Source organism: Emticicia sp. C21 (assembly GCF_003418935.1).
GTDB lineage: Bacteria > Bacteroidota > Bacteroidia > Cytophagales > Spirosomataceae > Emticicia.
Genome location: NZ_QVMT01000003.1, coordinates 642,046 through 656,156 on the forward strand (window position 1 = coordinate 642,046; position 14,111 = coordinate 656,156).

The window sequence follows — 14,111 nt, forward strand, 5'->3', positions numbered from 1 at the left end:
CTTTTGCTGTGCTTAGCAATAATACGTATAGAATTAACATTATTACGTATAATTGCGTTATTATCTAAAACGTTTTATTATCTAACGAATTTGAAATTCCATAAATAAACGTTTCTTTTGTAGAGACGCAATGCATTGCGTCCGGGCGGCGTCCGCTCCGAGGGGCTATCCCGACTATTGTATTTTGATTGAGAAGATATTCTTCCTGTAATAGGTAATTTTTTCTATTTACAGACCCATGAAGACGCAATGCATTGCGTCTCTACGAAAAATTAATACATCATCACTCTTTACATTTTTAATATATCGTGAAAGAATACGGTAGTAACATCCAGAAATTAACAGACTACATCATCAGTTTGCCCGATAAAGAGCAACGCACCAAATATGCCCATATTCTGGTAGAACTCATGCGTCAGATTCACCCTAATATGCGTGAGGGTATCGACTATTCTAAAAAACTATGGGACGATTTATACATCATTGCCAACTTTGATCTCGACGTAGACAGTCCTTTCCCGGCACCTCCCAAAGAAATCTTAGGGAAAAGACCCATGATTGTTCCTTATAATCAACACCATCTCAAACATCGTTTTTATGGCCGTAACCTCGAATTACTGGTACTAAAAGCCATGATTACCGAAAATCTGGACGACCGTAAGGCTTTTATCTCTTATATGGTTCGCCTGATGAAAAACTTCTATCAGACCTGGAATAAAGACACCATCGAAACAGAAGATTGTCTGCAACAGATTCTCGAACTATCAGGATTCAGATTCCAGTCAGAAATCGATGCATTGCGTCGTGATGGACTGATGGAATCATCGCCGAAAGATGGTAATGGTAGCCGTCAGCGTATACCTCAGCCACAAGGTAATGGTGGACATGGTGGCCATAATCATAACAGAAACGACCGTGATAACCGCGATAGAGATGCTAACCGTAATCGTGGCGGTGGCGACAACCGCGACCGTAACAAAAACTTCAACGGTGGCGGCGGTTACAAAAACGACCGGAACAACAACAATAATAATAACAGAAACAATAAAAGACGATAATAAGAGGGGTAAATTCCTTGAAAACAATAGCTTGAAACTTCATCTATGGCATCATTTAAAATAACAGGAGGAAAGAAACTACAAGGAGAAATTATACCACAGGGGGCAAAAAACGAAGCACTACAGATTGTATGTGCCGTGTTGATGACCAAAGAACCTGTCATCATCAATAATATCCCGGATATCCGCGATGTTAACAAACTCATTGAGTTGTTGGCAGATATGGGCGTAAAATGCGAAAAGCTAGGCACAGGCTCGTATCGTTTTGAAGCAAATAACGTGAATTTTGATTACTTCGAAACACCCGAGTACAAAGACAAAGCCTCTGCCTTGCGTGGCTCTATCATGCTATTGGGGCCGATGCTTGCCCGCTTTGGCAAAGGGAAAGCCCCTCGTCCGGGAGGAGACAAAATCGGTCGCCGTCCGTTAGATACCCACTTTACGGGTTTCCAGAAATTGGGCGCAGAGTTTATCTACGACCCTAACGACGCATTCTATACCGTAGAGGGCTCAAAAATGAAAGGCGCTTATGTATGGATGGATGAGATTTCGGTAACAGGTACAGCCAACGTATTGATGGCCGCCGTAATGACCGAGGGAACCACCACCATCTACAATGCTGCCTGCGAGCCGTATCTGCAACAATTGAGCAAAATGCTGAACAGCATGGGTGCGAAAATTACAGGGGTAGGGTCGAATTTACTCACCATTGAGGGTGTAAAAGAACTACATGGCTGCGAGCATACCATGTTGCCGGATATGATTGAGATTGGGAGTTTCATTGGCTTAGCGGCCATGACCCAGTCAGAAATCACGATTAAGAATTGCCGCATTCCTGAATTAGGAATTATCCCTGACGTATTCAAAAAACTGGGTATCCAGATGGAGTTCCGTGGAGATGATATTCATATTCCGGCACAAACGCATTATGAAATCAGCTCGTTGATTGATGGCTCTATCCTGACCATCTATGATGCTCCCTGGCCGGGTTTCACGCCTGACCTGATTTCAATTGTACTGGTAACAGCCATACAAGCCAAAGGAACGGTATTGATACACCAGAAGATGTTTGAAAGCCGCCTGTTCTTTGTCGATAAACTCATCGACATGGGCGCACAAATCATCCTTTGCGACCCGCATCGTGCCAACGTAATCGGTTTGAACCGTGACCATAAACTAAGAGGCATTCGTATGTCTTCGCCAGATATACGTGCAGGTGTATCTTTACTGATAGCAGCCCTATCAGCCGAGGGCACCAGCATCATCGACAACATCGAACAAATAGACAGAGGCTATCAGAACATTGATGGAAGACTAAATGCGATAGGGGCGGAGATAGTGAGGATTTAAGAATTTAGTGAATGAGTGATTGAGTGAATGAGTGATTATAAATTACATTTAGCGAATTTAAATAGAATAATTGTGTAACATGGTGCCTTAGTGTACATTGTGGTAAATAATAAAATTCAATAATTCACTCAATCGCTCATTCACTCAATAAAAACTAATCACTAAATCACTCATTCACTAAATCACTAAATTTTTTAAAAAGTAATTTTGAATTGTAAACCCAAAGCCTTACCTTTGCAGTCCCAATTCGAAATAATACCGAAGCAAATGCCCAGATGGCGGAATCGGTAGACGCGTTGGTCTCAAACACCAATGCCTTCACGGGCATGCCGGTTCGACTCCGGCTCTGGGTACACAGTAAACAAATAAATGACCGTAATTACTTTTTAAGTGATTACGGTTTTTTGTTTTGTTGGGGTTGGGAATTTAGTAGGGGGGTAGTAACTAAAAGTGCCACTTAATTCTTGCAGGAAACCACCTTATCCCATCACTGACACCCCACCAACGGCATAATCCTCGCCTCAAATACCGCCCCGTTCTCAACCTGAAAACCACCACCCGCTTGCGGTAATAATAAAATACTACTACTAGCCACATACCGCACCTGGGCACCAGTCAGGATGGTATTTGTGGCGGTTATGCTATTAGATGCGGCCTGAATGCTTGAGCCCGAAATAGGAGCAGTCAGGTTTAGATTGGAACCTATATAAGTCACTACCACCTGAGCCGTAGCTGTCCGGCTACCTGATGCGCAGGTGCCATTGGTACAGCCTGCATAGTAAGTAGTGGTTGTAGTGGGCGATTGCACAATATTTCCTGTACCGAGTGAGGTACCGCCTGTCGGCTGGTTGTACCAGATGGGTGTGCCTGTGCCACAAGTAGCTGATAAGGCAATAGTGGTGTTGGCACAAATAACCGTTTTATCTACCGTTGCATTGGTTGGGGGAGCAATCGGATCAATGCTTACAGATACTGTTACAAAACCACTGGTACAGCCTGCTCCACCCGTTATTTCACAACGAACCTGATAAGTAGTAGCCGTAGTTAAATTGGGTGTAACATACGGTGAGCCCGTTGAAAGCAGCGAACTACTGCTGGCATTATACCAGCTTACTGTTCCATCTGTACACGTAGCGGTTAACGAAGCAGTTGAGCCGGCGCATACGGTTGGGTTTAAAGTGCCAGTAGGATTGACAGGGGTTCCATAGCTATCACCGGTAATTGTCCAGCCTTTTCCGCCACTGCCTGTGGCTAAAACCAGATTAGCTCTGGCAGTGGTCGAACCACAATATTTACGACCTGTTGCCCCCATTGTTCTGCCTGTCAGCGTGCCTGCATTAAAACCAGTCAGAGTAGCATCATAATTACTGATATTCATGCCGCAGTTGTTAAGAAAAGCAGCCAGATTAACATTCGGATTAAATTTCGCCCCCCAGGCTGACAGACTCTGGTTGAAAGCACTGGCACCATTAAACATATTACTCATATTAGTGACTGCCCCAATGTTCCATGAACTTATATCCTGATTAAAAGTACTGGCGCCATAAAACATATTAGCCATATTGGTCACTGCCGAAGTGCTCCATAAACCTATATCCTGATTAAAAGCACTGGCGCCATTAAACATATTACTCATACTGGTAACAGCCCCTGTATTCCAGGTACTTATATCCTGATTAAAAGTACTGGCGCCATAAAACATAGTAGCCATATTGGTCACTGCCGAAGTTTTCCATAAACCTATATTCTGATTAAAAGCACTGGCGCCATTAAACATATTAGCCATATTGGTAACAGCCGCTGTATTCCAGGCACTTATATCCTGATTAAAAGTACTGGCACCATAAAACATATTACTCATATTGGTAACAGCCGCTGTATTCCAGGCACTTATATCCTGATTAAAAGTACTGGCACCATAAAACATACTAGCCATATTGGTCACTGCCGAAGTGCTCCATGAACCTATATTCTGATTAAAAGCACTGGCGTCTGAAAACATGCCATCCATACGGGTAACAGCGGCTGTATTCCATCCACCAATGTTCTGATTAAAAGTACCGGCTCTGTTAAACATATTACTCATATTGGTAACAGCCGCTGTATTCCAGTCACTTATATTCTCATTAAAAGCACTGGCACCCAAAAACATGCCATCCATACGGGTAACAGCGGCTGTATTCCAGACACCGATATTCTGATTAAAAGCACTGGCACTATTAAACATGCTAGCCATATTAGTCACTGCCGAAGTGTTCCACGAACCAATGTTCTGATTAAAAGCACGGGCACTGGCAAACATGCCCGACATATTAGTCACTGTCGCAGTGTTCCATGAACCAATATTCTGATTAAAAGCACTGGCATTACCAAACAGATAACTCATATTAGTCACTGCGGACGTGTTCCATGAACCGATATTCTGATTAAAAGTGCTGGCACTGTAAAACAGATTATTCATATCGGTAACTGCCGAGGTATTCCATGCCCCTATATCCTGATTAAAAGCGCTGGCAAGAAAAAACATATAACTCATATTGGTCACTGCCGCTGTATTCCATGCACCAATATTCTGATTAAAAGCACTGGCTTGACGAAACATATAACTCATATTAGTCACTGCCGCAGTGTTCCATGTACCAATGTTCTGATTAAATGCGAAGGCACCATAAAACAGATTACTCATATTAGTCACTGCGGCAGTATTCCATGTGCCAATATTAGTAGGACCATTGAGATTAGTACAATTCGCAAACATAAACGACATATTGGTAACGCCCGATAAATCAGGAATATCGGTAGCTGAAATAGCTAAATTAGTACACCCCACAAATGCCCCCTCCATCGAAGTCCAGGCCACCGTACCCCACTGCTTTACGTCTTCCAGCCGATTTTTATCTGCTTTATTGGCGATATTGATTCTTTGAAAATTAACTGGACTTATACTCACATCAATCGTTGCGCCTGCGGGCAATCCTGTAAGGGTAGCAGTTGTTCCGCTAAAAGTTCCGGAGCCACTGGTGCCTGCCGGAACGGTCGTCCAGGTATAATTCACCACCCCAGAGGTAGCCACGCCAAAACTCAGTTGTGTATCTCCCGACCCTGCCGTTGCCAGATTCCAGCGGGTGACGAACGGGGCATCTGCGGCAATTACCTTTTGTGCCACCGCCGGATTTGAGCCTGAACTACCAGCAGCCTCGTCGATAGATGTTGTTCCAGATCCAGAAGTCGTTGTTGCCTCAGCAGCTACACTATCAGGCAAGGTGCCGGTAGCAGGTGTTTGCCTGAAAATGCTGCCAACTGCTACAATCCTATCAGTTTCCGGGGTAGTGACAAGGGCTGTTCCCCTTACATTTTTATCAGGAATTTTATCAGAAAACTTACCGGGTATTTTTGTGGAAGAAATAGCAAACGCATGAAGGCTTAGCATAACCAATGCTAAATAATAAAAGAGAAATTTCATAAGAAGTGGTATTTCGTTTATGGGTTAGATGCACTCAATAATTGACAAATTTTATTTTACCCTACCATATTTTATTAATCCATGACAGGACATCAGGCAAATGTGCTAAATAAAAATAGATTAAACAACCGCCATTTATTGAGTGGTTTTTTTATCCAAAATCTGCCATATTTGATTGAAAATAAGGGCATACGCTGATGCTCTGACTACTCAGTGACACAGCAGTTTTTAAAACTACCTTTTAACATAGCCTTTAAAACAGGCTCCGCAACTCTTACAAAGTTTACCAGCCACTTCACAAACATCTTCCCACACAGCAAACCAATCAGAAAAAACTTTGACTAAATTACCTGAAAATCTTTCATTAAACTCTCCGGATACTTTGCATATATTCCTCCCTTTTCTCTTACCCCCGGGCAACCTAACAACCCCTAAACAATTGCTATTAGCTATTTAGCTGTTTTTTATTTTTATTTGTATGCGAATAGTTACCCATATATACTTATATGAACCCATTCCACCTTAAACCAACTTTTTTATTCCTATACAACTTTAATTCTCACTTAGCAATTCTCAATCTCTTCTATCATCTGAAGACATTAAAATAAGTCATAGTATTTAGAGTCTGTTTAAGAATAAAAAAGACAAAGTTAATACAACTTTTTTTGCTGTGATTAAACTAAAAAGTATTCGACAGATATAACCGATGCTCATCGGAATGCCGACAATTTATCTCAGAATGCCGTCTCAGAATAGGAAGCGGAAATAAAATCTTCGCACAATAGAGAACGGTAATTGAAAGATAATCAAAATTGGATGCACCTGATTCAATGCCAATGGCAAGTAACTATGCCAGCAATTACTCCTGCCTGCTGTAAAAAATAAACTGTTATCGTATTGAATACGGGTGCTGATGAGTGCCTGCACCATTTTTTATCATAATAAATTATCCTTTACCGCTCAACACAATGAAAAAAATACTACTATCCAACCTTTCCTCTGCATCTTTGCTTTTTATTTTATCCGTTCTGCTTTTATGCCCACTAGCCGGCGTACAGGCTCAGGCACCGGCAAATGATGATTGCGCAGGTGCCATCACCCTCACACCGGGCGCTACCTGCAATGCAACGTCGGGCACAACTGTCGGAGCCACCCAGAGTCTGCCCGGTATTACCTGCAACGGAACCACTGGCAATGCAGATGATGATGTCTGGTTCAAATTTACTGCCGCGGCTACCAGCCAGACCATAACCATTACAAGCAATTCTTTCAACGCTGTAATAGAGGTAAGATCAGGAGGCTGTAATGGTGCTACCATTGCCTGTGGTGACGAATACGCTGCTTACGGAACTGAAAGATTGCCCCTGACAGGATTAACAGTCGGTGCTGTGTATTACATACGAATCTATGACCCCGGCGGTCCCGGAGCTCAGCGTGGAGCTTATACAATATGTGTCATAAATCCTCCGGTCAATGATGAATGTGCCAATGCGATCACCCTTACGCCGGGCGTCACCTGCACACCAACCTCTGGCACAACCGTAAATGCTACACAAAGTCTGTCCGCTATTACCTGCAACGGAACCACGGGCAATGCCGACGATGATGTCTGGTTTAAATTTACTGCCGCAGCTACCAGCCAGACCATAACGGTTGTGAGCAACGCACCCTTCGATGCCGTAATCGATGTCCGCTCCGGGTCCTGTAATGGTGTTACTATCGGTTGTACCGATGATGTTCCAAACGGCGGCACCGAAAGATTACCCTTAACGGGCTTGACCATTGGTATTACCTACTATATAAGGGTATACGATCTTTATACCATTGACCCCAGCCGCGGAACCTTTATGATTTGTGTCGAAAACCCACCCGCCAATGACGATTGTGCCAATGCCATTACGCTTACTCCATCCACCACCTGCAATCCGACTACTGGCTCTACTGCACGTGCCACCCAGAGTTTACCGGGCATTACCTGTACCGGACAAACAGGCATAGCTGATGATGATGTCTGGTATAAATTTACTGCCGTAGCTGCTCATCAGACTGTAACAGTAGTGGGGGCAAACTTTGATGCGGTAGTAGATGTGCGGTCTGGTGCCTGCAACGGCACCTCTATTGCCTGTGCTGACTCTCTGGTTGAAGGTGGAAAGGAAACCGTAAATCTATCAGGCCTTACCATAGGGAGTACCTATTACGTACGGGTTTTTAGCCGGGGCAAGACTTTCTATGACGTAGGAACCTTTACCATCTGTATAACCTATTCTATACCAGCCAACAATGATTGTGGCAGTGCCATTACACTTACTTCAAATGCTTCCTGCGCTCCTGTGGCAGGCACAACCATCAATGCTTCCCAGACGCTGGCAGGTATTACCTGTGCCGGACAAGCAGGTACTGCCGACGATGATGTCTGGTATAAATTCACGGCCGCTGCCACCAGTTATATAGTAAGAGTAGTTGGCGCTGCGGGCTTCAATGCCGTAGTCGATGTACGGTCAGGTGCCTGTACCGGTACCAGTATAGCCTGCGCCGATGCAAGTGCAGGCGGTGGAACCGAAACCGTCAATCTATCAGGCTTAACCATTGGCAATACCTATCTGGTGCGGGTTTATAGTCGGGGGGGTAACTCAACCGACCAGGGAACATTCAACATCTGTCTTATCCATATTCCTCCGGCTAATAATGAGTGCGCTAACGCTATTGCGCTTACACCCGGTAATTCCTGTGCGCCAACGACAGGTACAACCGTACATGCTACTCAGAGTCTGCCCGCCATTACCTGCGCCGGAAAAACAGGCAGTGCCGATGACGATGTTTGGTATAAGTTTACGGCAACAGCCACTGCCCATAGAGTAACAGTAACTGGTATAGCAGGGTTTTTACCCTCTTTTGATGCACGTTCGGGCAGTTGCAATGGCACAAGTATTGGCTGTGCCGGAGGCACAGGTGACGCAACTGAAACGGCAATGCTGACAGGCTTAACCATTGGAGCTACCTACTACGTGCGTGTCTATAGCTTTGTTGATGGTGCCTCCTTTCAGGGTACCTTTTCGATTTGTGTGATAAATCCCCCAGTCAATAACGACTGTGCCAACGCCATTGCACTTACTCCCGGTACTTCCTGCTCACCAACTACAGGTTCAACTGTAAATGCGTCCGAAAGCCTGCCCGCCATTACCTGCGCAGGACAGACAGGCAGCGCTGATGACGATGTCTGGTATAAATTTACGGCAACAGCCACTTCTCATAGGGTGACGGTAGAGGGCATAGCAGGCTTTAATGCCGCCATAGATGTGCGGTCAGGCGCTTGCAACGGCATCACTATCGGCTGTGCCGCCGGTATTAGTTCCGGCGATAGAGAAAGTGTAGGGTTGGCTGGCTTAACCATTGGGGCTACCTACTACATAAGGGTCTACAGCGCATCTGCCGCTAGCTACGCCAATCGGGGCGAATTTACGATTTGTGTCCTCACTCCTCCAGTCAATGACGAATGCGCCAACGCGGTTACACTTACTTCCGGTCTTACCTGTACAACTACGTCGGGTACAACCTCAAATGCCACCCAGAGTCTGGCCGCTATTACCTGCAATGGTACAACGGGTACTGCTGACGATGATGTCTGGTATAAATTTACGGCCGTAAGTACTAGTCAGACCGTAACAGTAGTCGGCGCAGGTTTCGATGGGGTGGTCGATGTCAGAACAGGAACCTGCAACGGCGCAAACATCGCCTGTGCAGATGCTTCCGGGAGTGGTGGTACCGAAACAGTAGCGGTAACAGGCTTAACCATCGGCACTACTTATTTCGTACGCGTCTATAGCCGTGGCGATACACCCGAAAGTTGGGGAACATTTACCATTTGCGTAACACATCCGCCGGCGGTCAATGATAATTGCTGGGATGCCGTTACTCTCACCTCCGGGGCTACCTGTACCCCAACTCAGGGCACCACAACAAGTGCCAGCCAGAGTCTGGCCGCCATTACCTGTGGCGCAACTACAGGCACGGCCGACGACGATGTATGGTATGAGTTTACCGCCTTCAACACGGCTCATACGGTAACTGTTGTGGGCAACGCAGGCTTTAATGCTGTGATAGATGTCAGAACAGGTATCTGTAACGGTACTACTATCGCCTGCGCCGATGCTACCACAAGCGGAACCGAAACAGTAAACTTAACGGGCTTAACCATCGGTACTACCTACTTCGTGCGGGTATATAGCCGGGGCAGTACGCTCTCCGACCGCGGCACGTTCAACATTTGTGTTACCCATATTTCTGTGGCTAATAATGAGTGCGCTAATGCCGTTACCCTCACCTCTGGCACTAACTGCACGCCTACTTCGGGTACAACGGTAAATGCCACCCAGAGCCTGGCCGCCATTACCTGTAACGCAGCTACAGGTACGGCAGATGACGATGTGTGGTATCAGTTTACGGCCTCTGGTGTTACGCATACGGTAACTGTTGTGGGCAACGCAGGCTTTAATGCCGTGGTAGACGTCAGAACAGGCACCTGTAACGGTAATACTTTGGCCTGTGCCGATGCCACCACAAACGACGGAACGGAAACCGTGAAATTAACAGGTTTAACTATCGGCAATACGTATTTCGTACGTGTATACAGCTTTGGCAGCACTTCTGCCGACCGCGGAACTTTTACTATTTGTGTCACTAATCCACCGGTTAACGATGAGTGCGCCAATGCCATTACACTTACTTCCGGTGTTTTATGTACACAAACCGCAGGCACAACTATAGGTGCTACCCAGAGTTTGCCCGGTGTTGGCTGTACCAGACCTGCAGGCTATGCCGATGACGATGTCTGGTTTAAATTTACCGCACTGACCACTCGCCATTTAGTTACGGTATCTTCCTTCAACTTTGGTTTCGATCCGGTCATAGAGGTGAGGTCGGGCTCCTGCAACGGAGCAACAATCGCTTGTGTTGATGCCACCACTTTCAACGGAACAAAAACACTGAACTTATTGGGCTTAACCGTCGGCAATACCTACTATATACGGGTCTATTCTTATTGGGATATGGAATTCGACCAGGGAGAATTTACCATCTGTGTCCAGAATCCATTCATGAACGACAATTGCGCCGACGCTATTTCCCTTACTTCCAATACTTCCTGCTCACCAACCATAGGTATAACCATGGGTGCCACACAGAGTCTGGCAGCCATCAGTTGTAATGGCACAGGCACCGCCGATGATGATGTCTGGTATAAATTCACTGCCATAGCGGCCACGCATACGGTAACAGTAGACGGCTCTACGTATTCATTTGATGCAGTTGTAGATGTAAGAACAGGAAGTTGTAATGGCACCAGTATCGCCTGCGCCGACGCTGCTGCAGAAGGCGGCATAGAAACCGTGAATTTAACTGGCTTAACAGTCGGTAACACTTATTTTGTACGAATCTATAGCAAAGGCGATAAGGTAGCCGATCAGGGTATCTTTTCGATTTGTATAACCAACCCCTGTCCGCCTTCTCTGACAGTGAGCGAACCCATTACAGGTGGAACGGTGGTGAAAGAAGCCGTCAGAATCACAGCCACCAATCAGGTTTCGGGTGGAATAGTAACCTATAAAGCAGGTCAATCAATAACCCTGCAACCGGGATTCAGTGCTATTACCGGAGCAGGCACCTATTTTCAGGCCATAACCGGAGGTTGTCCCTGACAGATAGGGGAGTAGCCACCAGATAATTTTAATGCCGGATAAAAGTTCTGCCCCCTCAGAGTCTCCTGTGTGCGAAAGCCAAAGCTTAGCAAAGGGACTGTGAGGATTGAGGAGAAGTTGCTATTTATTACTAAGGCCCTAGCCATCGGAGTTCCCAACGTGCTGTTGGGAGACTCTGAGGGAACACAACGTTTTTAATTAAAAACACTTATCTCTCCACTCAAGAACCTTTCCTGAAAGTCTGAAAAGGCTTTTGTTCTTCATACATTATCCAAAGCCAAACCATCAAAACTTATTTGACTCATCTATTTCATAAGCTCATTTCCACTCACCGGGTTGTGCAATTTTTTCCCAGCCCTATAATTCTCTCCAAATAATACCTTACCGTAAAATAACAAACCCCAAAAAATATTAACCCATGTATCCAACCTTTGATGCATATACGCGTCAATGCCTGAAAACAAATATCCATTCACATGAAAAGAATATCCGTAACCTGCTTTTTATTACTATCAATTATCTCTTTTTCCTCTTTCAGCCAGGCAACAACTATTACCGCCGGCTCAGCTGGAACTTTACAATTCCCAGCATTAAGTTATACACAGATATTAGCCATCCCCAGCCCTCAGCCCGGCATGGCTGCTTACGATAATACCTCCAATTGTCTCCGAATTTTCAATGGCATCTGTTGGCCGTGTTCCTTTCAGAATTCAGCGCAGATAGCAGGTATTTCAGGCCTCGGTGGCACAGATAGCGATAAAGGAACAAAAATTGCCGTCAATAGCGTTGGTGAAATTATCGTTACCGGCATCTTTCAGGGTACAATGGGCAAGGGCGCCAACACCATTACTTCCAATGGTTTCACCGACATTTTTATAGCCAAATACAGTAAGATCGGAGACTTGATCTGGCTGAAAAAAGCAGGTGGAAGTTCGTTTGAATTAAGCACCGGCATTACCACCGACAACGCAAACAACATTTACATCACAGGGCTCATGGCCGAGACAGCCTATTTTGGCAATTCAAGCGTTACTTCAAACGGCGCCGCAGATTTTTTCCTGGCCAAATACGATACAAACGGAGACTTAATCTGGGTTAAAAACGGGGGAGGAGCCACCGACGACGGCGGCATTGGTAATTTCAAAGTAGATGCCAACGGTAATATATTTGTAAGTGGCTATATAACAGGCACTGCCTCCTTTGATGCTTTCAGCCTAACCTCACAGGGCGGCTACGACACCTTCCTGGCAAAATACAAAAGCGATGGCAGTGTAGAATGGATTAAACAGGGTGGTGGAACAAACTGGGATATTTCTAATGGTACATCTATCGACTCCAATGGCAATATTTACATCACAGGCACTTTTAAGGGAACAGCCTCCTTTGATACTTTCTCGCTGACCTCATCAGGTTTCGACGATATCTTTATCGTAAAATACAGCCCGGCAGGTGCTGTTCTCTGGGCAAAAAAGGCCGGAGGAATTGAGTTCGACACCCCGCATGAGATTACCGTCGACAATTCAAATAATATCCTCATAACGGGTGCTTTTCAGAACACTGCAGATTTCAGCGGCACAAATCTGACAGCCACCAATATAAGCGATGTTTTTATTGCTAAATACGATGCAAATGGCAATCTGCTATGGGCAAAAAAAGCAGGTGGTGCCGACAACGATGTGAGCTACGGAATGGCGGTAAATAACATAGGCGAAATCTTCATTGTCGGAAATTTCAACGGAACAGCTACATTTTCGCCCGTCACCGTGTCAGTTTCTACCACCACCACTTTCATAGCCAAATGCGATGCTAACGGAAACTTCAAATGGGTGCAGAAAATTGGTGGGGCAGACATCAACAGCAGTTATAGCTATGGAATAACCACTGACAACAGCCGCAATGTATACGCAACAGGTAAATTCAAAGGCACCGTAAACTTTTTCTCCTCAAAAATAACCTCAGCCGGACAGGAAGACGTTTTTATTGCCCGAATCACTGAAGACTGTAATTAAAGACTTTAATGTATTCTCAGAGTCCCTTATATGTGTAAGCAAAAGCTAAGCAGAGGGACTCTGAGGATTCAGAGAGGGTTTCTTTGTAACTACTACCATCGTTAGGAGACTTCTCTACGTGCATTAGGCATATACTAAGGGAAGATAATTCCAACATCGCAGATGCAATCTGACTTTAACATGTTCAACTGACAAGAAACTTTTCTTTTATAGTATTTAGTTCTTTTATCACTTTTTCCCTGTATTCTTCAACGCTATATTTTCCCACAGTATCAAAATAATGAGACTTTGCATCAAAATAAAAAGCTATTAAATCAAAAAAATGGCTGAATCTATTATAATTATCACTTTCAAACTTTTCTAATCTTTTTAAAAGAGCATCATCATCAATATAATCATAAGGAGCATAAACAGAAAATCCATAATTAACCTCGTCATTATTTAAAGCCTTCTCCAAAGCGTTAATATAAATTTCAAAAAACTCTTTATCTTCCATAATATTATTCACTGTAAATGTATCTTGTCCTGAAATAAGTTT

Annotated in this window: 6 protein-coding genes and 1 tRNA gene; 5 read left to right on the forward strand and 2 right to left on the reverse strand. The window is 44.7% G+C overall.

Features of this window, described 5'->3' with window-relative positions; all coding sequences use genetic code 11:
* The first annotated feature begins 308 nt into the window (after positions 1-308).
* The 3 genes from D0T08_RS10445 (at position 309) to D0T08_RS10455 (ending at position 2,761) form a co-directional block, all read left to right on the forward strand.
* A complete protein-coding gene (locus D0T08_RS10445; protein WP_116982564.1) occupies positions 309-1,058 on the forward strand; it encodes a DUF4290 domain-containing protein in 750 nt (249 codons plus the stop codon).
* Positions 1,059-1,103: 45 nt separating this feature from the next.
* Positions 1,104-2,408, forward strand: coding sequence for a UDP-N-acetylglucosamine 1-carboxyvinyltransferase (gene murA / locus D0T08_RS10450; protein ID WP_116982565.1), 1,305 nt, complete (start codon positions 1,104-1,106; stop codon positions 2,406-2,408).
* A 269-nt stretch (positions 2,409-2,677) separates the two neighbouring features.
* Positions 2,678-2,761 (forward strand) — tRNA-Leu (locus tag D0T08_RS10455).
* 134 nt (positions 2,762-2,895) lie between these two features.
* On the opposite strand, the gene D0T08_RS10460 is transcribed toward D0T08_RS10455, so the two are convergent.
* Positions 2,896-5,871: a BspA family leucine-rich repeat surface protein gene (locus D0T08_RS10460; RefSeq protein WP_116982566.1), complete on the reverse strand. Its 2,976-nt coding sequence runs from the start codon at positions 5,869-5,871 to the stop codon at positions 2,896-2,898.
* A 968-nt stretch (positions 5,872-6,839) separates the two neighbouring features.
* On the opposite strand from D0T08_RS10460, the gene D0T08_RS10465 reads away from it, so the two are divergent.
* Complete coding sequence (locus tag D0T08_RS10465) at positions 6,840-11,564, forward strand: 3-coathanger stack domain-containing protein (protein ID WP_116982567.1); 4,725 nt, start codon at positions 6,840-6,842, stop codon at positions 11,562-11,564.
* 476 nt (positions 11,565-12,040) lie between these two features.
* Positions 12,041-13,573 carry a hypothetical protein gene (locus tag D0T08_RS10470; protein ID WP_116982568.1) on the forward strand — a complete coding sequence of 511 codons (1,533 nt, stop codon included), beginning with the start codon at positions 12,041-12,043 and terminating at the stop codon, positions 13,571-13,573.
* A gap of 184 nt (positions 13,574-13,757) precedes the next feature.
* Here the strand turns inward: D0T08_RS10470 and D0T08_RS10475 are convergent, their stop codons facing one another.
* Positions 13,758-14,069, reverse strand: a complete 312-nt coding sequence (locus D0T08_RS10475) for a hypothetical protein (protein WP_116982569.1) — start codon at positions 14,067-14,069, stop codon at positions 13,758-13,760.
* Positions 14,070-14,111 lie beyond the last annotated feature (42 nt).

What these genes read in the sequence shown, in the direction of transcription:
- D0T08_RS10470 (WP_116982568.1), top strand. Translation starts at nt 12,041, where the DNA reads ATGAAAAGAATATCCGTAACCTGCTTTTTATTACTATCAATTATCTCT.
- D0T08_RS10475 (WP_116982569.1), bottom strand. Translation starts at nt 14,069, where the DNA reads ATGGAAGATAAAGAGTTTTTTGAAATTTATATTAACGCTTTGGAGAAG.
- D0T08_RS10460 (WP_116982566.1), bottom strand. Translation starts at nt 5,871, where the DNA reads ATGAAATTTCTCTTTTATTATTTAGCATTGGTTATGCTAAGCCTTCAT.
- D0T08_RS10465 (WP_116982567.1), top strand. Translation starts at nt 6,840, where the DNA reads ATGAAAAAAATACTACTATCCAACCTTTCCTCTGCATCTTTGCTTTTT.
- murA (WP_116982565.1), top strand. Translation starts at nt 1,104, where the DNA reads ATGGCATCATTTAAAATAACAGGAGGAAAGAAACTACAAGGAGAAATT.